The 21,035-nt window shown below is 56.4% G+C and carries 19 protein-coding genes and 1 tRNA gene; 14 read left to right on the forward strand and 6 right to left on the reverse strand.

Translation table 11 applies throughout. The features are described from left to right. Positions 1-4 precede the first annotated feature (4 nt). The 6 genes from rocF to PEL8287_RS02905 all read left to right on the forward strand — a co-directional run bounded on the left by rocF (position 5) and on the right by PEL8287_RS02905 (position 5,470). Entirely contained in the window at positions 5-934 is a 930-nt protein-coding gene (gene rocF / locus PEL8287_RS02880; protein WP_085890826.1) for an arginase, read from the forward strand. Then, positions 931-1,869 carry a citrulline utilization hydrolase CtlX gene (gene ctlX, locus PEL8287_RS02885; RefSeq protein ID WP_085890827.1) on the forward strand — a complete coding sequence of 313 codons (939 nt, stop codon included), beginning with the start codon at positions 931-933 and terminating at the stop codon, positions 1,867-1,869. Before rocF ends, ctlX begins: the two co-directional genes overlap by 4 nt. Beyond that, entirely contained in the window at positions 1,866-2,918 is a 1,053-nt protein-coding gene (ocd, locus tag PEL8287_RS02890; RefSeq protein WP_085890828.1) for an ornithine cyclodeaminase, read from the forward strand. The genes ctlX and ocd overlap by 4 nt, the downstream gene beginning before the upstream one ends. Before the next feature lie 229 nt (positions 2,919-3,147). Beyond that, positions 3,148-3,498, forward strand: coding sequence for a Na+/H+ antiporter NhaC family protein (locus PEL8287_RS02895; protein WP_085890829.1), 351 nt, complete (start codon positions 3,148-3,150; stop codon positions 3,496-3,498). 123 nt (positions 3,499-3,621) lie between these two features. After that, on the forward strand, positions 3,622-4,512 hold the full coding sequence (locus tag PEL8287_RS02900) for a hypothetical protein (RefSeq protein WP_085890830.1): 891 nt from the start codon (positions 3,622-3,624) through the stop codon (positions 4,510-4,512). Positions 4,513-4,639: 127 nt separating this feature from the next. Then, on the forward strand, positions 4,640-5,470 hold the full coding sequence (locus tag PEL8287_RS02905) for a glycosyltransferase (RefSeq protein WP_085890831.1): 831 nt from the start codon (positions 4,640-4,642) through the stop codon (positions 5,468-5,470). A 283-nt stretch (positions 5,471-5,753) separates the two neighbouring features. On the opposite strand, the gene PEL8287_RS02910 is transcribed toward PEL8287_RS02905, so the two are convergent. Beyond that, positions 5,754-9,440, reverse strand: a complete 3,687-nt coding sequence (locus PEL8287_RS02910) for a vitamin B12-dependent ribonucleotide reductase (RefSeq protein WP_085890832.1) — start codon at positions 9,438-9,440, stop codon at positions 5,754-5,756. Here PEL8287_RS02910 and PEL8287_RS02915 point away from each other — a divergent pair. After that, on the forward strand, positions 9,418-9,921 hold the full coding sequence (locus tag PEL8287_RS02915; RefSeq protein WP_176228536.1) for a hypothetical protein: 504 nt from the start codon (positions 9,418-9,420) through the stop codon (positions 9,919-9,921). The two genes, PEL8287_RS02910 and PEL8287_RS02915, sit on opposite strands and share 23 nt — an antisense overlap. Positions 9,922-9,991: 70 nt before the next feature. On the opposite strand, the gene PEL8287_RS02920 is transcribed toward PEL8287_RS02915, so the two are convergent. From PEL8287_RS02920 to pdxH, 4 genes are all read right to left on the reverse strand, one after another. Further along, a tRNA-Pro gene (locus tag PEL8287_RS02920) sits at positions 9,992-10,068 on the reverse strand. Between the two features lie 43 nt (positions 10,069-10,111). Then, entirely contained in the window at positions 10,112-10,597 is a 486-nt protein-coding gene (locus PEL8287_RS02925) for a DUF192 domain-containing protein (RefSeq protein ID WP_085890834.1), read from the reverse strand. Beyond that, positions 10,564-11,100, reverse strand: coding sequence for a cold-shock protein (locus tag PEL8287_RS02930; RefSeq protein ID WP_085890835.1), 537 nt, complete (start codon positions 11,098-11,100; stop codon positions 10,564-10,566). Before PEL8287_RS02930 ends, PEL8287_RS02925 begins: the two co-directional genes overlap by 34 nt. Positions 11,101-11,222: 122 nt before the next feature. Next, a complete protein-coding gene (gene pdxH, locus PEL8287_RS02935; RefSeq protein ID WP_085890836.1) occupies positions 11,223-11,825 on the reverse strand; it encodes a pyridoxamine 5'-phosphate oxidase in 603 nt (200 codons plus the stop codon). A 169-nt stretch (positions 11,826-11,994) separates the two neighbouring features. On the opposite strand from pdxH, the gene fabI reads away from it, so the two are divergent. The 7 genes from fabI to PEL8287_RS02970 all read left to right on the forward strand — a co-directional run bounded on the left by fabI (position 11,995) and on the right by PEL8287_RS02970 (position 19,204). Beyond that, entirely contained in the window at positions 11,995-12,801 is an 807-nt protein-coding gene (fabI, locus tag PEL8287_RS02940; RefSeq protein WP_085890837.1) for an enoyl-ACP reductase FabI, read from the forward strand. Between the two features lie 15 nt (positions 12,802-12,816). Then, positions 12,817-13,419 (forward strand): LysE family translocator, encoded by a 603-nt coding sequence (locus tag PEL8287_RS02945; RefSeq protein WP_085890838.1) that lies wholly within the window; start codon positions 12,817-12,819, stop codon positions 13,417-13,419. 5 nt (positions 13,420-13,424) lie between these two features. Then, positions 13,425-13,922, forward strand: coding sequence for a xanthine phosphoribosyltransferase (gene gpt / locus PEL8287_RS02950; RefSeq protein ID WP_085890839.1), 498 nt, complete (start codon positions 13,425-13,427; stop codon positions 13,920-13,922). A gap of 81 nt (positions 13,923-14,003) precedes the next feature. After that, positions 14,004-15,206, forward strand: coding sequence for an aminotransferase (locus PEL8287_RS02955; protein ID WP_085890840.1), 1,203 nt, complete (start codon positions 14,004-14,006; stop codon positions 15,204-15,206). A 44-nt stretch (positions 15,207-15,250) separates the two neighbouring features. Beyond that, complete coding sequence (locus PEL8287_RS02960) at positions 15,251-17,089, forward strand: peptidyl-prolyl cis-trans isomerase (protein WP_085890841.1); 1,839 nt, start codon at positions 15,251-15,253, stop codon at positions 17,087-17,089. A 12-nt stretch (positions 17,090-17,101) separates the two neighbouring features. Beyond that, positions 17,102-18,613 (forward strand): anthranilate synthase component I, encoded by a 1,512-nt coding sequence (gene trpE / locus PEL8287_RS02965; RefSeq protein ID WP_085890842.1) that lies wholly within the window; start codon positions 17,102-17,104, stop codon positions 18,611-18,613. Positions 18,614-18,658: 45 nt separating this feature from the next. Then, positions 18,659-19,204 (forward strand): pseudouridine synthase, encoded by a 546-nt coding sequence (locus PEL8287_RS02970; RefSeq protein ID WP_085890843.1) that lies wholly within the window; start codon positions 18,659-18,661, stop codon positions 19,202-19,204. A gap of 53 nt (positions 19,205-19,257) precedes the next feature. On the opposite strand, the gene PEL8287_RS02975 is transcribed toward PEL8287_RS02970, so the two are convergent. After that, a complete protein-coding gene (locus PEL8287_RS02975) occupies positions 19,258-20,922 on the reverse strand; it encodes a divergent polysaccharide deacetylase family protein (protein ID WP_085890844.1) in 1,665 nt (554 codons plus the stop codon). Between the last annotated feature and the right edge of the window lie 113 nt (positions 20,923-21,035).

The following is a 21,035-nucleotide window of genomic DNA, read 5'->3' on the forward strand; positions in this document are numbered from 1 at the left end:
CCTGATGACTCAAAAGTCCTGTATCCTGATCGGCGCGCCGGTTGATAGTGGTAAGAAACGACGTGGCTGCCTGATGGGGCCTGACGCCTATCGTGTGGCCGGCATTGCCGAGGCATTGGCCGACCTTGGCCAAAACGTTCTGGATATGGGCAACCTCAGCCCTACCGAGGTGGATACACCCAAAGACGCGCCAAAACACCTGCACATGCCCGCAGAAACCATCGGTTGGACCTTGACGTTGCAAGAGGCCGCACAGGACGCGATGAAAAACGGGCTTCCGATTTTTCTGGGCGGCGATCACAGTCTTTCCCTGGGCAGCGTCACGGGCGTGGCCAACCATGCCGCGAAAGTGGGCCGCCCGCAATTCGTTCTGTGGCTGGACGCGCACAGCGACTACCACACCCCCTACTCTACCGCGTCGGGCAACCTGCATGGCACACCTGTGGGATATTTTGCCGGGCTGGACGGGTTCGATGGCTTTCCCAAAGTGCAAAATGTCGTGCCGCAGGAAAATATTTGTTTGCTCGGTTTACGTTCGGTCGATCAGCCCGAACGAGAAAAACTGCAGGCGACCGGCATTCACTGCACCGACATGCGCGCTATTGATGAAAACGGAATCGCCCGGCCCCTCGCTGCATTCCTTGATCTGGTCGCCAAGGCGGGCGGTGATCTGCATGTGTCACTTGATGTTGATTTTCTGGACCCGTCTTTTGCACCGGCCGTCGGCACGACCGTCCCCGGTGGCGCCACCATGCGCGAGGCGCATCTGGCCATGGAAATGATTTGCGACAGTGGCCTGATGACATCGCTTGATCTGGTTGAGCTAAACCCCTTTCTGGACGAGCGCGGACGCACCGCACAGGTAATGGTCGATCTGGCCGCTTCTGCGCTTGGCCGACGCGTATTTGATCGCCCGACAAGGGCCTTTTCATGAGCGTTCAATCGCCTTCCAGCGTGGTGATGATCCGGCCCAACCGGTTTCAACCCAATCCGGAAACCGCGGGCGACAACGTGTTCCAGTCGACCCCCGACCTCAGCGCGGACGAGATTGCCGCCCGCGCCCAGGCCGAATTCGACGGCGCAGTGGCGCAGCTGCGCGAGGCGGGGGTCAACGTACACGTGTTTCAGGACGAACGCGACGACACGCCGGATTCGATCTTTCCGAACAACTGGTTCTCGACCCATTCGGGCGGCCATGTGGCGATCTATCCGATGTATGCGGAAAACCGACGGCGTGAACGCCGCTGGGACGTGATCGAGATGCTGAAAAGCGACTACCGGGTGGCCGAGGTGACGGATTATTCGGGGTTAGAACCCGACGGTCTGTCGCTGGAGGGTACAGGGGCGATGGTGCTGGACCATATCGGGCGGCTGGCCTTTGTCGCCCGCTCGCACCGGGCCGATCCGATCCTGCTGGAACGGTTCTGCACCCGCTTTGGCTACGAGCCCATCGTTTTTGACGCGGTGGATGCGAACGGCACGCCGGTCTATCACACCAACGTGCTGATGGGAATCGGCACCGAGATGGCGATGGTCGGACTGGACATGGTGCCGAACGACGAGCGCCGCGCCACGATCGCCGAGCGGCTGGAGGAAACCCGACGCGAGGTGATTGCGCTGAGCCACCACCAGATTGCCGAGTTCGCAGGCAACGCGATCGAACTTGAAACGCCCGACGGGCTGATCCTGGCCCTGTCGGCCCGCGCCATGGCCGCGCTGACCCCTGATCAGATCGCCGTTCTGGAAAAATCGGTCCGGCTGGTCCCGCTTGACCTGCCCATTATCGAAAGCGCCGGTGGATCGGCCCGTTGCATGATCGCCGGGCTGCATCTGGCCCGCCGCCCCAACAATAAAGGAACACGGACATGACTAACATGAACCCCTCGGACAAGGCGCTGGTGCCGTTTGTTTCTGTCGATAACATGATGAAACTGGTACATCATATCGGAGTCGAGCCTATGCTGCGCGGCCTGGCCGATTATATCGAGGCCGATTTCAGACGTTGGGAGTTGTTTGACAAGACTCCGCGCGTCGCGTCGCATTCAGCCGAAGGTGTGATCGAACTGATGCCAACCTCAGACGGCGAGGTTTATGGGTTCAAATATGTCAACGGCCACCCCAAAAACATGAAGGAAGGCCTGCAAACCGTAACAGCCTTCGGGCTTTTGGCCGATGTAAGTAATGGCTACCCGGTGCTCTTGTCTGAAATGACCGTTCTGACGGCGCTTCGCACGGCGGCGACTTCGGCCATGGTGGCAAAATATCTGGCACCCAAAGGCGCCACCACCATGGCGATGATCGGCAATGGTGCTCAATCCGAGTTTCAGAGCCTTGCAATGAAGGCAATCTGTGGTGTTGATTCCGTGCGCCTTTATGATGTCGACCCCGAAGCGACAGCAAAAGCAGCACTTAACCTGGCAGGCTGGGGCATGAACGTGGTGAGTTGCAAGACCGCCGAGGAAAGCATGGAAGGTGCCCAGATTATCACCTCCTGCACCGCCGACAAGCAGTACGCCACGATTCTGACTGACAACATGATTGGCGCAGGCGTTCACATTAATGCCATCGGCGGCGATTGCCCCGGCAAGACCGAACTGCACAAGGATATTCTCGCTCGTTCAGACGTGTTTGTCGAATACCCGCCGCAGACCCGGATAGAAGGCGAAATTCAACAGATGCCCCAGGACTTTCCGGTGACTGAAATGTGGGAAGTCATCAATGGCACAGCAAAAGGCCGCACCAGCAATCAGCAGATAACCCTTTTTGACAGCGTCGGCTTTGCGATCGAGGATTTCAGCGCCCTGCGGTTCGTGCGCGACCATATCCAAAACACCGAGTTTTTCATGGATCTGGACCTTCTTGCAGACCCCGATGAACCACGCGATCTGTTTGGTATGCTCCAGAGGGCAACCCAATAATTTTGCAAACAAACGCACCGGGGCTGATCCGGCATTTCTATCCGACCAAAACAGCGGTGTTCGGGTCAGCACCGAGATAACCGATGCGCATCCGGAAATTTTCCGTCGGATGATGTAAGGTACGGGAAACAAATACTCCAGGTGGGGCGTGGTTGTCGTAAGCATTGTGCGCCTAAGTTGCGAATTTTTTGGCAAACTATTCAAAGCGGCATGGTATCCGGCATTAGCAATGCCCCGTCCTGATCATCGTCGGCGTGCAGATGTTGACGGCCTGCTCGGCCGCAGCAGCGGGAATTCCATGCTGTACACCATTAGTCTTGTAAACGTGGCGATGATGTTCTGTGGTGACATGGAACGCACTAACCAACTGAAGGCCATTGCTGACCGAGTCCTTGCTGTGGCCAAAACCCAAGGGGCGCTCATCGTCGCGAGAGTCATGACCTCAATCGGCGCCAACATGATCTTGTGTGATCAATACATGGCCATTGTCATCGGCCCCCGATGCGATGCTACTGAACCAAGTTTAGGTTTCAGTGCTGTTTCCGCCAGAAATGTAACGGTGTCCGGTCCCGAATGCTGAATATTTCAAAATTTGGCCGGGTATTTCGTAAAGCGTTCATCGCCACGTGGCACTCCAAACTTGAACGCCCTAGTGTATTCTGTCATTTATCAAAGGCATTTTTCAGGATGTCGATAAAACAGCATGCCCAGCCCGATCATTACATCTATTCCTCCCTATTTCGTGCGGAAGGATGCCAAGGGCAATGAAATTGGTACAGCCTATTTGACCCGTTGCATCCAATCTTGGCGGGATTGCGGTTTCACCCCCGTCACTGTGAATTCAGAGAATGAAGATTTGCATCCAGTGATCACCGAACTGGGTGTAAAGGTCATGCGTGTACCGACTGATGCATCCGATCTTACCGGGCGACCCCATGTATTCCTCAGTGATCTGCTGGATGCAGCGATTGAACTGGGACAAGAACGCGCGTTTATTGTGAATGCCGATATTGAACTTGATCTGGACGCAGAAGCGAAAACAAGATTGCACAGTCTGGGTTCGAACCAAGCTATTGGCGTACACAGGCGTGATCATAGGGGCGACAAGTCTGCATCCGAAATACCCTATACCGGTGGCATTGACCTGCTGGGGGCTGGTCACAAAGCGTTTAGGGGCCTGGACTGCGGAAAGCTGGTGTTCGGAATGCCTTGGTGGGACCATTATCTGCCTTTGGCGTTGTTATGGCGCGATGCCGAATTTGTGTCTGCGAACGGCGTAGATGTTTGGCATCTCGACCATGGCGGCCGTTGGAATAAGGGACAGCACATCAGGTTCGGTCAGGAGTTTATGCGCCTGCTCCGGGCAACGAACTTGTCTGACAGGCGCAATTCCGAGGTAAATCAACATCTTGAACAGCTAGAGCGCGTGGCGCGTGGCCATTACGGCAATACTGCATTCCAATCAATTCAGGCCCGTATTCTAGCAGCATTGTTTCCCCGGATGCAGACACATAAAAGGCGCGTATTGCGTGAAACGTCGCTTCTGAACATATCCATGCTTTCCAAGATAACAGAGCCCAGAGCGGATGCCTGAACTTTTCATTTCAAGCGAACGGCCGCATTTAATGCCGACCGGTGAAAAAAGATCGGCGATGCTTGATTCAGGGGTGAATTGCGCACTTACGCCCTGCCCTGTTGCAACAGAACAAACTGGGTAGGCGGTGGAATTCACCATCATAATTCCCGTCTATAACGCCGGGCAGAAGATTGAGCAGACGATCCAAAGCATCGTCTCGCAAAGCTCGGTCATGGAGGGGCGGGATCGGTTTCACTGCTTTGTCGTCGACGGTGCCTCAACAGATGACACCCTTGATTATGTGAACGCGTTTTCCGACGGGCGGATACAGGTCTTAAGTGAACCCGACAGCGGCATGTATGATGCGCTTGCCAAAGGGCTGAAAGAAGCCCGGGGCGATGTTACCTGCTATCTGCCTGCGGGTGAGCAATTTGACATCCATGCCTTTTCCATCGTGTCTCAGATTTTTGGCACTTACCCGGATATCGCCTGGCTGACCGGGCGCGCGGTCACGAGAAATGCACCTGGTGAGATAACAGATTCGCTTCTACCGCACCCGATCAGACGGCATTTTCTGGATTGCGGGATGTACGGCACACGACTGATGGCAGTTCAACAGGAAAGCACATTTTGGCGAACAGCCCTGAATGATGATCTTGACCTCGAGATGCTCAAAACACTCAAATTGGCGGGTGACTATTTCCTTTGGCGTTCAATGGCGCAGAAATACGAACTCTACGTCGTCAACGCTCAATTGGGGTCATTCACTGTCGAACCGGACCAATTGTCGAAAAGTATTCCTGGCGGTTACCGAAAGGAACTACGCTCAATCCGGCGCAAGCCATCTGTGTTTGAACGTCTCCATGCCCTGCTGCACCGGCAGTTTGCCAAGCGTTTCGTACCGGGCAAAAAGGCCGACAGGCTGATCCGCTATGACCATAAAACGAAAAAGTGGCAATTGACACGCAGACACTGACCCACAACTTCAAAGCCTTTGGTCAAAAAAGCGACTTTCTAGAACTTCATTCACGGTTCAGAAGAAAAACGGGGGGCCAAGGCCCCCCGGTAGTTTCGCCACTCAGGCTCACTATTTATGTACCGCCCGGTTTTTTGCCTGCGGCCTGAGTGTCGTCGGGGGCGAGCGCACCCGCCCCGTGTAAGGATGGGCCAGAGCACAAAGTCCGCCCCCACCCTGTTTCGTCGGGGGTGGTCATCTCTGACCGTATCCCCCTACACGTCCCCTAAGGGGCGCGATCCCTTTAACTGCAACCCGAGGTCGCCCCGCAGGTGTTGCATTTCATGCAGGTGCCGTTGCGCACCAGCGTGTAGTTGCCGCAATCCCCACAGGCTTCGCCCTCATAACCCTGCATCTTGGCCTTGGTGCGGGCATCCATGCTGACAGTGCCTGACGCCATTGCTGTGGTTGTGGTGCTTGTCATCGCCGCGGTAACCGTTGCACCCGTCGCGGGCACCAGCGTTTCAAGCGCGCTAACCGGATCAGCAACCCCGCCAAGCGCCATTCCACCGACGGCCTGACCACCCTGAAACACCACCAGCTCCTGTGGCAGGCGTTTACGCAGATACCCGGTCGAGCTGATCTGCTTCAACACTTCCAGCGATTTGCTGGCAGCGGCATCACTCATCTCCGAGATATTGCTGACGCCTTCCTCTTCGCCGCGCCCGATATCGTCAAAGCTGGCGCCAGATGGCTTTACGTGGGCCAGATCAGTACGGTCCAGATAAGACACGGCCAGTTCGCGGAAGATATAATCAAGGATCGACGTGGCACTTTTGATGCTGTCGTTGCCCTGCACCATGCCCGCCGGTTCAAACTTGGTGAAGGTGAAGGCATCAACAAACTCCTCCAGCGGTACGCCATATTGCAGACCAACCGACACCGCGATGGCAAAGTTGTTCATCATCGCGCGGAACCCGGCACCTTCTTTATGCATGTCGATAAAGATTTCGCCCAGCTGGCCATCTTCGTACTCACCGGTGCGCAGATACACCTTATGGCCACCGACTGTTGCCTTCTGGGTATACCCCTTGCGCCGCTCGGGCAGCTTGTCGCGTTGCGATTTGATGATTTCCTTGATGATCACCTTCTCGACGATTTTTTCGGCCAGGGTTGCTGCTTTTTCCTGCGCCGATCCGCTTTCCAGAATTTCCGCGGCTTCATCGTCATCCTCGACAAGGCTCGCCGCCAGCGGCTGGCTGAGTTTCGAGCCATCCCGGTACAGGGCGTTGGCTTTCACACCCAGGGACCAGCTGAGTTCATACGCTTTCTGGCAATCTTCGATCGTGGCATCGTTGGCCATGTTGATCGTTTTTGAAATCGCACCCGAGATGAAGGACTGCGCAGCGGCCATCATGGTGATGTGGCTTTCGACACCCAGATACCGCTTGCCCTTCTTGCCGCAGGGGTTGGCGCAATCGAAGATGTGATAATGCTCGGCCTTCAGATGCGGTGCACCTTCCAGTGTCATTGTTCCGCAGACATGGTCATTGGCGGCGTCGATATCAGCACGCGAATACCCCAGGTGGGCCAGCAGATCGAACGTCGGATCGTTCAGTTTGGCTTCCGGGATGCCCAAGACGTTGGTGCAAAACTCGGCGCCCAGGGTCCATTGGTTGAAAACGAACCGGATATCAAAGGCGCTCCCCAGGGCCGCGTCGATTTTCTCCAACTCGTTGGCACAGAAACCATGGCCGATCAGAGACGTGTGATTGATCCCCGGCGCATTGCCAATGGTACCGTGACCCACGGCGTAGGATACGATCTCTTCAGCCTGTGCCGATCCATAGCCCAGTTTTTCTAAAGCTGCGGGAACCGACTGGTTGATGATCTTGAAATACCCGCCACCGGCAAGTTTCTTGAACTTCACAAGCGCAAAATCAGGCTCGATCCCGGTGGTGTCGCAATCCATCACCAGACCAATCGTACCTGTCGGGGCGATCACCGAGGTCTGCGCATTGCGATAGCCGTGTTTTTCACCCAGCTTCAACGCTTCGTCCCAGCTGGCCATGGCCAGATCCACGAGGCGGCTGTCAGGGCAGTTCTTCAGATCAAGCGGCACCGGCTTTACTGCCAGACCTTCATAGCCTTCCGTGGCGCCATAGGCCGCATTACGGTGGTTCCGGATGACCCGCAGCATGTGCTTTTCATTCCGCTTGTAGCCCGCAAACGGGCCCAGTTCGCCCGCCATCTCAGCGCTGGTGGCATAAGCCACACCGGTCATGATCGCTGTCAGCGCCGCGCACATCGCCCGGCCTTCATCGCTGTCATACCCAAGGCCCATGTTCATCAGCAAGCCGCCGATGTTCGCGTACCCCAGCCCCAGCGTGCGGAAATCAAAGCTAAGCTGCGCGATTTCCTTCGACGGGAATTGCGCCATCATCACCGAGATTTCCAGCGTCACGGTCCACAGGCGTGTAGCGTGCATGTAACCGTCCGCATCAAACTCGCCGTTCTTGAAGAAGGTCAGCAGGTTCATCGACGCCAGGTTGCACGCAGTGTCATCAAGGAACATGTACTCAGAACAAGGGTTTGAGCCGCGAATCTCTCCATCTTCTGGGCAGGTGTGCCAGGCATTGACCGTATCATGGTACTGGATACCGGGATCGGCGCAGGCCCAGGCAGCATGCCCCACATCTTCCCACAGATCGCGCGCCTTGATGGTCTTTGCAACGGAACCATCAGTACGGTTCAGCAAAGCCCAGTCAGCATCGTCCTTGACGGCCTGAAGGAAGGCATCGGTCACACGGATCGAGTTGTTCGAATTTTGCCCCGAGACGGATGCGTAGGCTTCACTGTCCCAATCCGTGTCATATGTCGGAAACTCGATGCTGTCATAGCCCTGCTTGGCATAGTCCAGCACACGCTTCACATAGGTCTCGGGGATTGCTGTTTTCTTCGCCCCGCGAATGGCGTCCTTCAGCTGCTCGTTTTTCTTGGGATCAACAGCATCTTCACTGCTGCCATCCCATGCCCGGATCGCACTGAAGATATCGTTCAGTTTGGCCTCGTGCATTTTTGAGCCGGCAACAATGCTGGCGACCTTTTGCTCTTCCTTGACCTTCCAGTTGATGAATTCCTGAATATCAGGGTGATCGGCATCACAAATCACCATCTTGGCGGCGCGACGAGTGGTCCCGCCCGATTTGATCGCCCCGGCAGCCCGATCGCCGATTTTCAGAAAACCCATCAGACCCGAAGATTTGCCGCCGCCCGACAGCGGCTCATTGGCAGCACGCAAGGACGAAAAGTTGGTTCCGGTGCCTGAGCCATATTTGAACAGGCGCGCCTCGCGCACCCAAAGATCCATGATACCTCCGTCACCTACCAGGTCGTCGCCCACTGACTGGATGAAACAGGCATGGGGCTGCGGATGTTCATAGGCGCTGCTCGATTTGGTCAGCTCGCCCGATTTGTAATCGACGTAATAGTGGCCCTGGCTGGGGCCATCGATACCATAAGCCCAGTGCAGACCAGTGTTGAACCACTGTGGGCTGTTTGGGGCGGCCATTTGCTTGGCCAGCATAAAACGCATTTCGTCAAAATAGGCTTTTGCATCAGCCTCGGTTGAAAAATAGCCGCCTTTCCAGCCCCAATAGGTCCAGGCCCCCGCAAGCCGATCGAAAACTTGCTTGGCGCTTGTTTCACCGCTGGTTTCCACATCGTCGCCATCAGGTGCCGAGCGCCACAGAAACTCGGGAATGCCCTTTTCCTTAATCTTTTTCAGGCGAGCGGGCACGCCTGCCTTGCGAAAATACTTCTGCGCGATGACATCGCTGGCAACCTGGCTCCAGCTTGCAGGAACTTCGACATTGTCCAGATGGAACACAACGGTTCCGTCAGGGTTACGAATCTCGGAACTGGTGGTCACAAAGTCCAGCGTGGCATAAGCATCCTGCCCGGCGGTGGTGAATTTTCTTTCGATCTTCATATCAGCTGCCTCATTTCCAGCATTTCCATTCGTCGGGGCCGGCCTTGCGGACCCTGCAGACTTTAAAACCGGCAGAACTGACCGTCCCCGCAAGGAGCACGCCTCGCAGAAGATAACTTCCGGCTTAAAGGCCGGATATGTCGGGTTATTGTCCCTGCCTGGCCTCGACCACTATATGTTGTGGCTTGTCGACCTGCTCGCACAATCTGGCGTATTTACCCATAGGCGGTCAACGAAAAATTTTTGTAAAATCGCGGAAAAAACCATTGACTGGAGCCGCCCGGACGCTGGCGTTCACGGCAGCGTGATTCATTTAACCACCCGGTCAAAAACGACCGGCTTGTTGATAAATCCCGAAAGGTGTTATTTTCGGCAGGTTTATGCCGAGACACTGGTATCGCATGCAGCTTTGATTTTCGCAAAAAGACGCATTGGGCTTTTGAACGAAGCGCTTCCAAAAAAAAAATCACTGACACGCTGAAGCAAGCGCTGAACCGGAAATCCAGAAGCACTATGGCCTCCCGGCCACAATTCATATGCAGTGGAAAATATGGTCGGGACGGCAAGATTCGAACTTGCGACCCCCTGTACCCAAAACAGGTGCGCTACCAGACTGCGCTACGCCCCGGACCGAGCGCCTGTCTAAATGTCTTTCGGGGAATTGAAAAGCCCTAACAGGGCCATGCGGCAACTTCTGCGTCAAAAGCCGGGTGGCGCATCTGCGAACCCTCAACGATACCCAGCATTTCGGCCAAACCGCCGTTTATTTCCAGAACCGCAAGAATGCTGTTGCCACCGAAAATCGGCGATTCATCCAGTGGCTTGGCCATATGGTGAACCCGTTGCACGGTGCCGGTCTTGTCGATGAATATCATGTCCAGGGGAATCAGCGTATTTTTCATCCAGAAACCGACAACCTGCGGTACCGGGTAAACAAAAAGCATCCCGCTGCTTTTGGGCAGGCTTTCCCGGTGCATGAGTCCTTTGGCGCGTTCTTCTTTGTCATCAGCCAGTTCAACCGAGAACCTGGCCTGCCCCCAATCGCCCCGCAGATAGACCTGATCATCGCGGCATTCACCCGAAAACGAGGTTGTTCCGATCACGGCCCAGAGAGCTGTAAGCACTACTTTAAGGGTAGCTTGACCGCTGTTTCCCATCCACACACCTCGGTCGCCATGCGACCCCTTTTACCTTCGATAACCCGGATAGCCAGTGCTTCGCCCGGTTGCAAATCTGCAAGACCGGACCGGCGCAAAACCTCGACATGAACGAAGACGTCCTCGTTCCGGCCAAATGTATTGGCAAATCCAAATCCCTTGCCTTTATCGAACCATTTAACCCGCGCAGGTTCAAGAGGTGCGGCGCGGATAACCTCGGGGTCTATTTCGTCAAGATCGGCCAGGCCTGCGGTTTCGATATCCTCTGGCGGTTCAATCACATGAACTTCGATCGCCTGGACACCACGCTCGGTATCCTGAACGTCCAGCTCAACCCCTGCGCGATCCGCGACAGAACTCTGCCCGAAATTACGCAAAACATTTGCGTGAAGCAAAATATCAGGACCGCCTTCTTCGGCGACAACGAACCCGAAACCTTTGACCGGGTCAAACCACTTGACGCGCCCTTTTACTCTGCGAATTTCTTCATTCTCTTTGTTCACTTCGTCCTACCCACTAGTCTTCATCCCCAAGACCATAACCACTCTTGCTCCAATTCGGTGCCCGCATGCAAGGTGAAAATCCCCATACCATTCAATGCGTTGCATTTTACGTAACGCGAATGTCACGGATTTAAACGCAAGATTTCCCATTCTTCTTCACATGTTTCGCGCCGCCAAACAATCCGGTCATGTAGTCTGAATGCGCCATCTGCCCAGAATTCAATCTCGACTGGATTGATTCTGTAACCTCCCCAAAAGGATGGCCGTGGCGGATTCGTTCCTTTTTGTGCAGTCACCTTTGCAACCTTCGCCATTAACTCCGCACGCGACCCCAGTGGCTGCGACTGTCTTGATGCCCAGGCCCCCAACCGACTTTTGAGAGATCGCGACGCATAATAATCGTCCGCCTGAATCCCTTCTTCACGCGTCACTGTACCACGAATCCGGATTTGACGACGCAAAGATTTCCAGTGAAGCACCAGGGCGGCTTTGCCACTGGCCTCAATTTCCTGTCCTTTTGCACTGTTGTAATTCGTATAAAAAACGAAGGCCGCGTCTTCGATCTCTTTCAAAAGAACCATGCGGACATTCGGCAATCCCGTTGGGTCAACGGTTGCCAGAGCAACAGCATTTGGGTCGTTTATTTCGCTCGCCTCTGCCTCGCTCAGCCAGCGGCGTGCGATCGTAAATGGGCTGTCCCCAGCGAAAATTCCGTCTCGTTCCATTTTGATGCGCCATGGTAAAATTGAAATTTAGCGCAACCTCATCACTTTTCATCTCTCAAGTCCATGTTTGTATCGCTGAAACAGCATCCCACCTTTTGCGCCTTGCCCTTGATGCGTCACTGCTGATCGCCTAAAGGAAATGGATTAACCAAAAGGCCGAGGGCAAGATATGTCGAACAATTTGATGGCAGGCAAACGCGGACTGATCATGGGGCTGGCCAATGACAAGTCAATTGCCTGGGGTATTGCCAAGGCCTGCGCTGACGCGGGTGCAGAGCTTGCCTTCAGTTATATGGGCGATGCCTTCAAGAAACGGGTCGAGCCATTGGCGGCGCAACTGGGTGTAACCAATCTGTTTGATTGTGACGTGTCCGACCCCGATTCAATTGATGCAGCCTTTGCCGAAATCGAAAAGGTCTGGGGGAAAATCGACTTTCTGGTTCATGCCATCGGCTTTTCCGACAAGAACGAATTGCGCGGGCGCTACATCGACACCAGCCGTGAAAACTTTGTGATGACAATGGATGTGTCGGTCTATTCCTTCACCGCCGTCGCACAGCGCGCTGAGAAACTCATGACCGATGGCGGCTCAATGCTGACCCTCACCTATTACGGCGCCGAACAGGTCATGCCGCATTATAATGTTATGGGCGTGGCCAAGGCTGCCCTTGAGGCATCGGTCAAATACCTGGCCGAGGACCTGGGCAAGGACCGTATTCGCGTCAACGCCATCAGCGCCGGCCCGATCAAGACACTAGCGGCCAGCGGCATTGGGGATTTTCGTTATATTCTGAAGTGGAACGAGCTTAATTCGCCCCTGCGGCGGAACGTAACCATCGACGACGTCGGCAATTCAGCGCTTTATCTGCTGTCCGATCTGGGCAGTGGCGTCACCGGCGAGAATCTGCATGTCGACGCGGGCTATCACATCGTCGGTATGAAAGCAGTGGACGCCCCCGATATCGACGCAACATAACAAGGGAAACCGGCGATGTCCGCGGCGGATCTTATTGCGTTCAACATCATTCTGGCCGCGGCCCTGATTAGCCCTGGCCCCGCCCTGCTGTTTTCCCTGCGCACCGCCATGTCCGACGGCCGGGCGGCAGGTTTCGCTGCAGGTGCTGGTCTGGCCGTCATGGCTGGCCTGTGGACTTTAGCGGCGCTGCTGGGATTGGAAAGCCTGTTTTTGCAGTTTCCCTGGGCTTATCTGAGCATGAAGATTTGCGGCGCCCTTTATCTTCTCTACATTGCATGGAGCGTCTGGCGATCTGCGAGCAAGCCTGTCGGCAATAGTGTCAGACCCCGCGGTCGCGCCTTTAAGGATGGTATGCTGATCAACCTGGGCAACCCCAAATCGGTCCTGTTCGCAGCCGCCGTGCTGGTTGTCGTCTTCCCCAAGGGATTAAGCGCGGCAGAGATCACTTTGATCGTAGGCAACCACATAGCAGTTGAGGTCCTTTTCTACGCCCTTTTTGCGTTTCTGGTAAGCGGACGGATGGCGCGGCAAGCCTATCTGGGGGCTAAACCGATTGTGGATAGAATGGCCGCAATGCTTTTGGGGGCATTGGGGCTGAAACTTTTGCTGGACAGGTGACACGAATGAACGATCGACTCCCTCATGAAAAGGGCTTTCACGTCAGTTGGGATCAAATCCATCGGGATGCCCGTGCTCTGGCATGGCGCCTTCAGGGTGTAGCCCCCGAAGGCGGTTGGCGCGCCGTGGTGGCCATCACCCGGGGTGGCATGGCGCCCGCGATGATCGTGGCGCGCGAACTGGATATTCGCACCGTCGATACGATAAGCGTCAAATCCTATGACCATCAAACCCAAAGCGAACCGCGGGTGATCAAATCACCGGATATGGATATCATTGGCGATGGCGAGGGCGTTTTGATTGTAGATGACCTTGTGGACACCGGCAAAACACTCGAAGTGGTTCGTGCTAAAATGCCGAAGGCACATGTTGCGACGGTTTATGCCAAACCGATGGGCCGCAGTCAGGTCAATACATTCGTCACCGAAGTAAGCCAGGATACCTGGATATTCTTTCCGTGGGATATGGCCCTGCAATACGTCGAACCCTATCGCGGAACGTAATTTCGAACTTTCCGGCAGATAACCAGCCCTGCTAATGACACATATGTTTGCGGCCATTCAAACCCGCCTCAGGAGACGAAAATGCATCTGCCGCGCACCGCAACCACCTTTTTCCCGCCGGTCATGGAGGCGCGTCGCTGGCTGGAGGGCGTAGAATTTCCGCCCGAACGCCCGCTGATCAACGTCAGTCAGGCCGCCCCGGTTGATCCGCCGCCAAAACTATTGCGTCAGGTGATTGCCGAGGCCGCCCTGAACACGCCCGAGGCGCACCTCTACGGCCCGGTTCTGGGTTTGCCCGCTCTGCGCGAAGAAGTGGCAAGCCAATGGTGTGCTGCTTACGAGGGCGAAATCTCGGCCAGCAACGTTGCAATCACGTCAGGGTGTAATCAGGCGTTTTGTGCGGCGATCAGCACACTTTGCGCCGAAGGGGATGAGGTTATCCTTCCAACCCCTTGGTACTTCAACCATAAAATGTGGCTGGACATGGTCGGGGTCAAGACCGTTCCATTGCCCGCTGGCGCGGAACTTTTACCCGACCCCGGTCAGGCCGAAGCCCTGATCACCGACCGGACCCGCGCCATTTCACTGGTTACCCCAAATAACCCCGGCGGCGTGGAATACCCTGCCGATCTGGTACATGCCTTCTTTGAACTTGCCCGCCGTCGCGGTATCGCTCTGATCGTGGATGAAACCTATCGCGATTTTGACGCGCGCCCCGGTGCTCCGCATGATCTTTTCAAGGATCCTGACTGGCACGACACCCTGATCCAGCTTTATTCCTTTTCCAAGGCTTACCGGCTGACTGGTCATCGCGTGGGCGCCATGGTGGCAGCCCCGGAACGCCTGGGCGAGGCCGAAAAGTTTCTTGATACGGTCACCATCTGCCCCAATCAACTGGGTCAGATTGCGGCCCTTTGGGGAATGAAGAACCTTGGCCAGTGGCTGGCCGGAGAACGCGCCGAGATTCTGGATCGACGCGCCGCCATTCACGACAACATGCCCCGCCTTTCGGCGCAGGGCTGGCAATTGCTGGGTTGCGGTGCCTATTTTGCCTATATGCAGCATCCGTTTGATATGCCATCGGATAAGCTGGCCCAAAAACTTGTGGCCGAGGCCGGTATTCTGCTGCTGCCCGGAACGATGTTCCAACCTGCAAATGACCCTTCAGGGGCGCGCCAACTGAGGATTGCTTTCGCCAATGTCAACCGTGCCGAGATTGGCGACCTCTTTGACCGGTTAGAGGCGCTGCGCTGGCCTCTTGCCCCTGCCGGTGTCAACGCGTAGACAGTCGCGCAAGCAAAAGTTTCACCCGAAAGACAGGGGGCCACATGGCGGGCAAAGGTATCTCGAAATCTCTGGTGTGGATCCTGATGGGCATGCTCATTCTCGGGCTTGGTGGCTTTGGTGTGACAAACCTTTCAGGCACGGTCCGGTCTGTCGGTTCGGTCGGAGACTCTGAAATCGACATCAACCAGTATGCCCGAGCGCTGCAAACTGAAATTCGTGCGCTGGAAGCTGAACGTGGCGAGGCAATAAGTTTTGCGCAGGCACAGCAATTAGGCGTGGATCAGAACGTTCTGTCGCGTCTTGTAGCCATCGCCGCGCTGGATGACGAAACCCATCAGATGGGCATATCCATTGGCGATGAAAACCTGCGCAGCCAGATCGTTGATATCGCTGCATTCAAGGGTCTTGATGGCAAATTCGACCGCGAAGCCTATACATTCGCGCTTGAACAGGCCGGCCTGACCGAAGCGCAATTCGAAGAAGAAACGCGCGCGCAATCCGCCCGGACGCTTTTGCAAGCGGCTGTTGTGTCCGGGGTCAACACACCCGACACCTATACCGACGCGCTCCTGTCATACCTGGCAGAGCGTCGCAGCATTACATGGGCGGTATTGGAACGAGACAACCTTGTGACCGGCCTGCCAGCCCCCACCGACGAAGACCTGATCGCCTATCACCAGGCAAACAAGGCGGAATTCACCAGCCCCCAGGTGAAACGCATCACCTATGCCTGGCTGACGCCGGAGATGATCGTCGACACCATCGAAGTCGACGAGGATTCTCTGCGCGCGACCTATGAAGAGCGCCTGGAAGAGTTCAGCCAACCCGAGCGTCGCCTTCTGGAGCGCCTTGCCTTTCCCGATGCGGCCGCAGCCAAAGCGGCCCTGGACCGGATCAACGGCGGCGAAAGTTTCGAAGATATTGTAGCTGAGCGCGGACTGGACCTGACCGACATTGATATGGGCGACGTTGGGATCGCCGAACTTGAAGCGGCTGGTGAAGATGTATTTGCTGCCGAAGTCGGTGAAATCACCGGACCGCTAGACAGTCCGGTCGGCCCCGCCCTGTTTCGGGTCAATGCGGTTCTGAAGGCGCATAAGACCACCTTTGAAGAGGCACTTCCGCAATTGCGGGATGAACTGGCCAGCGACCGCGCCCGCCGGGTCATCGAGGCGCAGATCGACGGCATTGATGATCTGCTCGCCGGGGGCGCCACAATCGAGGATTTGAGCAAAGAAACGGACCTGGAGCTTGGCCAGATCGACTGGCACGCCGACAAGGATGACGGCATCGGCGCCTACGAGGCCTTTCAGGCGTCCGCGGCGGCACTCAGCGATAGTGATTACCCCGAAGTCGTTCAGCTTGATGATGGCGGCATTTTCGCCATGCGCCTTGATGAGGTGGTAGAACCCGCCCTGCGCCCGTTGGAAGATATACGTGATCAGGTGGTCGAAGCTTGGCGCAGGCAGGCAACGGTCAAAGCCCTGCACGCGCAGGCCGAGGCCGATCTGCTGAAACTCAACGAAGGGTCGTCTTTCGAAGATCTGGGCATGCTGACAAATCAAGTTCAGGACCTGACCAGACAAGGGTTTCAGCCGGGGACACCGGCGGATTTCATCGAAACCGTATTCGGTATGGAAAAGGGTGCAACCCGGATCATCGACGGAACCGGTCGGGTATTCATTCTGCGCCTTGATGACATCCAGCCGCCTGACGAAAACAGCGACGACGTAAAGCAACTCCGCAAGGCGCTTCAGGATCAGGCCGCAGGCGATCTGTCACAGGATCTGTTTCAGGCCATGGCGAACGATATTCGTGGCCGTGTCGGAATCCAACTGAACCAGCAGGCATTGAACGCCGTGCATGCAAACTTTCAGTAAGGGACGGCAAAGTTGGAACTGACACCCTCCTTTGACGATTTTGCCCAGCGGTATGACGCCGGCCAGAACGCCCTGGTCTACACCCGTCTGGCGGCTGATCTTGATACCCCCGTTTCCCTGATGCTCAAACTCACGGGCGCTGCAAAAGACGCCTTTGTGCTCGAATCGGTCACAGGCGGCGAAGTGCGCGGTCGCTATTCGATCATCGGAATGAAACCCGATCTTATCTGGCAATGCCACGGAGAAACCAGCCGGATAAACCGGCAGGCCCGCTATGACACTGAAACCTTCGAAGATGAACCTGGCCATCCGCTTGAAAACCTCAGATCTCTGATCGCGGAAAGCCGGATTGACCTGCCCGATGACCTGCCCGCCGCCAGTGCAGGCCTGTTCGGCTATCTGGGATATGACATGATCCGCCTGGTCGAGCATCTGCCGGATGTAAACCCCGACCCACTTGGTCTGCCGGATGCGCTGATGCTACGCCCGTCGGTGGTGGCGGTTCTGGACGGCGTGAAGGGCGAGGTGACTGTGGTTGCCCCTGCCTGGGTCAGTTCAGGCCAGTCCGCCAAAGCGGCCTATGCGCAGGCGGCCGAGCGGGTGATGGACGCGGTCCGCGACCTTGAACGCGCCCTGCCCCAGGCCAGCCGAAATCTGGGCGAGGCCCATGAAGACGCCAAGCCGGTTTCGAACTTTACCCGTGACGGCTACAAAGCCGCCGTGGAAAAGGCCAAGGACTACATTCGCGCAGGTGATATTTTTCAGGTGGTGCCCTCGCAACGTTGGACCCAGACGTTCCGCCAACCGCCGTTTTCGCTCTATCGGTCCCTGAGGCGTACAAACCCGTCGCCCTTTATGTTTTATTTTAACTTTGGCAGCTTTCAGGTTGTCGGCGCCAGTCCCGAAATTCTGGTGCGCGTGTTTGGCAATGAGGTCACGATACGCCCCATCGCCGGAACCCGTCCGCGGGGGGCCACCCCCGAAGAGGACCGCGCCAACGAGGCTGATCTGATGGCCGATCAGAAAGAACTGGCTGAACATCTGATGCTGCTTGATCTGGGCCGCAATGATACCGGGCGCGTGTCAAAGATCGGCACGGTTCACCCGACAGAAAAGTTTGTCATCGAGCGCTACAGCCATGTCATGCACATCGTCAGCAACGTCGTCGGCGAACTGGCCGAAGATCAGGATGCGCTAAGTGCCCTGTTGGCGGGTCTGCCTGCGGGCACGGTATCCGGTGCTCCCAAGGTGCGCGCGATGGAAATCATCGACGAGTTGGAGCCCGAAAAGCGCGGCGTTTATGGCGGCGGCGTCGGCTATTTCAGCTCAAACGGCGATATGGACGTCTGCATCGCCCTGCGCACCGCTGTGGTAAAGGACGAAAAGCTTTATATTCAGGCAGGTGGCGGTGTTGTCTATGACAGCGACCCCGAGTCCGAATATATGGAAACGGTCCACAAATCCAACGCCATCCGCCGCGCAGCCGCCGATGCGGCGCGCTTCAACGGCGACGGCAACCGCTGAAAACCGGGGGCAGAGCCCCTTTTTCGCCCAGTAAGGGTTCACACCATGGCCCGCCTGATCCTTTTCAACAAACCATTTGGCGTACTCTCGCAGTTCACCGATCAGGGAAATGCTGACAGCCCTCGGGCAACCCTGTCCGACTATATTGATATCCCTCAGGTCTATCCCGCTGGTCGACTGGATCGAGACAGCGAAGGGCTGTTGCTGCTGACTGACGATGGCAAGCTTCAGGCACGCATTGCAAACCCCCGATTTAAAACACCCAAAACCTATTGGGTTCAGGTCGAAGGCACCCCGGACGAACAAGCGCTTGCCGCCCTGCGGCAGGGGGTGACCCTCAAGGACGGCCCCACAAGACCGGCCCAGGTCAGCCGCATGAACGCGCCAAATGTCTGGAAGCGTGATCCACCGATTCGTTACCGCAAGAACATCGCCGATAGCTGGCTGGAAATCGCCATTACCGAAGGCCGTAATCGCCAGGTTCGCCGGATGACTGCGCATATCGGCCACCCCACTTTGCGCCTCATTCGCTACCGGATTGGCGACTGGACGCTGGATGGGCTCGACAATGGCAAATGGCGTGATGCCTGAGCGCGCACAGGCGATCAGGCCCGAACACTGGAAAATTGCTGAAAATCATCAGGTCATTGGGCCAGCAGAACCGCCGAAACCGGTGCAAGCGCCACGCGGTTGGCCCGGTCCTGAAGACCCCACAGCAACAAGGCGCTGATCGTGTCGGCACGCAACCGGCCAACCATTATAATGCCCGCATCCCCCTGCGAGGCCTTGAACGCGGCCTTATCCAGAAACCGCCGGATTGTCGACGCATCCTGACCACTTGCGTCGAAATCCCGAAAGACCGATGCCGCAGGCACACCCAACCGCGCAATAAGTTTTTGCGCCGTGTTCAACCCTTTTGGAAACATCACCAGCCCGTGACCACTTTCCAGCAGGATCGGTCCCAGTTGGTCACTGGCAGCACGCGAGGATTGAAGGCCCGTCCCTTCGCCCTCCATAACCGCCACCGCCCCGGGCAATGCTTCAAAGTAGGATTGCATCGCCACTTCTGTATCTCGGGCATTGGCTGTTTCCGGCAAATTGACCATCGCAAGTACTTCAAATCCTGCGTCACGGTATTTTTTCGCCGCTTCGCCCGCACCGGGCCAGGCGGAATCCACTGCAAAACTCAACGGGTAGGGAAAGCTTTTAAGCGCATCCAGGCCGATGGGGCTGGTGCCGTTGTCAATCAGAATGATCGACATCATGGGTTTATTGTCGGGGTTTTCAAATTCAGCCGCGAAACGTTCAATTGCCGGAAGCGACTCTGAATCTTTCTCTTCTTCCCCGCGGATGTCATCCTCAACCGCAGCCGGCTCAGCTTCGGCGTCACTATTGACCGACGGCAACCGGTCGGTTGTAACGTCTGGTGCCAAATTACTGACAACACTGGATGTTTCTTCTTCAGCTCCGGCTTCCGTAGCGGGTTCTGTTGCTGTCTTGGGGGCCTCTTCGACCGGATTCTGAGGTGGCACCTCGACGATTCCATCAACCACGACCAGGTTTTCTTCATCGCCAGCTTCCGGCGCGCTCGGCTCTACGGTTTCCGGCCCGGTCGCGGGCACTTCAACTGACGATTCAGTCTCAACCGCTTGCGGTTCCGGCGTGTCCTCTTTCGGGAACGCAGAACTCTCTTCTTCTATGACCGGCAACGCGGGTTGCTCAGGTTCTGTCAAAACAGCGATCTCGTTTTCTGCGGTATCGGCCTCTGTTGTCTCTGGCGTCTGGGTTTCGGTTATCTCTGGCTCATCGACCGTGGAAAACGCGGTGTCCTGCTCGGCCACTTCCGGCTGAACCGGTTGCGCTGGTTCGGTAGAGATAGACAGGTTTTCCTCATCCGCTGGCGCCTTCGGTGCAACCGCCTGCGGGCTGGGCAGAACGGGCTTTTCTACGGAAACGTCGATGCCTCCTTCACGTGCTTCGGCGGCAGGCGATTCAAGTGTTGCGTCACCCGGCCCCGTTTCAGGTAGGGCTGCGGGCGCTGTATCGGCCATCTGCAACGACTTGATATCATCCGGTTCAGGCGCTGCAATTCTTGGAACAGAAGGCCCTTCCGGCACAACCTCTAGCGCAGGCAGGCTGGCTTGGGTATCCTCAAGCGATTGATTGAATTCGGACCCCGCAGGAACCTCCAGAGCGGTCGCCTCTGGGGCGTCTGCGCCGGGTACAGGGGTCAGAACAGAAACCGTACCAAACACAACACCAGAAACCAAAGTGCCTGCGACAAAGCCGCCAAAAACTCCGCGTGCCACTGCGATTGCTCCTCAATTTGCCTGTTTCAACGCCTAGCGCCCCTTGACGGTGCCTTACAAGACTGAACATGTATACCGCGACCATGTACCGGGGCTCCAGCCCCCAAATGCCA

The sequence above is a fragment of the Roseovarius litorisediminis genome, assembly GCF_900172295.1.
In the GTDB taxonomy this organism is placed as follows: domain Bacteria; phylum Pseudomonadota; class Alphaproteobacteria; order Rhodobacterales; family Rhodobacteraceae; genus Roseovarius; species Roseovarius litorisediminis.

Coding starts and splice junctions, on each gene's coding strand:
- PEL8287_RS02895 (WP_085890829.1), top strand. CDS start 3,148: ATGCCCCGTCCTGATCATCGTCGGCGTGCAGATGTTGACGGCCTGCTC.
- PEL8287_RS02910 (WP_085890832.1), bottom strand. CDS start 9,440: ATGAAGATCGAAAGAAAATTCACCACCGCCGGGCAGGATGCTTATGCC.
- fabI (WP_085890837.1), top strand. CDS start 11,995: ATGTCGAACAATTTGATGGCAGGCAAACGCGGACTGATCATGGGGCTG.
- PEL8287_RS02925 (WP_085890834.1), bottom strand. CDS start 10,597: ATGGGAAACAGCGGTCAAGCTACCCTTAAAGTAGTGCTTACAGCTCTC.
- PEL8287_RS02960 (WP_085890841.1), top strand. CDS start 15,251: ATGGCGGGCAAAGGTATCTCGAAATCTCTGGTGTGGATCCTGATGGGC.
- PEL8287_RS02955 (WP_085890840.1), top strand. CDS start 14,004: ATGCATCTGCCGCGCACCGCAACCACCTTTTTCCCGCCGGTCATGGAG.
- ctlX (WP_085890827.1), top strand. CDS start 931: ATGAGCGTTCAATCGCCTTCCAGCGTGGTGATGATCCGGCCCAACCGG.
- ocd (WP_085890828.1), top strand. CDS start 1,866: ATGACTAACATGAACCCCTCGGACAAGGCGCTGGTGCCGTTTGTTTCT.
- gpt (WP_085890839.1), top strand. CDS start 13,425: ATGAACGATCGACTCCCTCATGAAAAGGGCTTTCACGTCAGTTGGGAT.
- rocF (WP_085890826.1), top strand. CDS start 5: ATGACTCAAAAGTCCTGTATCCTGATCGGCGCGCCGGTTGATAGTGGT.
- pdxH (WP_085890836.1), bottom strand. CDS start 11,825: ATGGAACGAGACGGAATTTTCGCTGGGGACAGCCCATTTACGATCGCA.
- PEL8287_RS02945 (WP_085890838.1), top strand. CDS start 12,817: ATGTCCGCGGCGGATCTTATTGCGTTCAACATCATTCTGGCCGCGGCC.
- PEL8287_RS02970 (WP_085890843.1), top strand. CDS start 18,659: ATGGCCCGCCTGATCCTTTTCAACAAACCATTTGGCGTACTCTCGCAG.
- PEL8287_RS02900 (WP_085890830.1), top strand. CDS start 3,622: ATGCCCAGCCCGATCATTACATCTATTCCTCCCTATTTCGTGCGGAAG.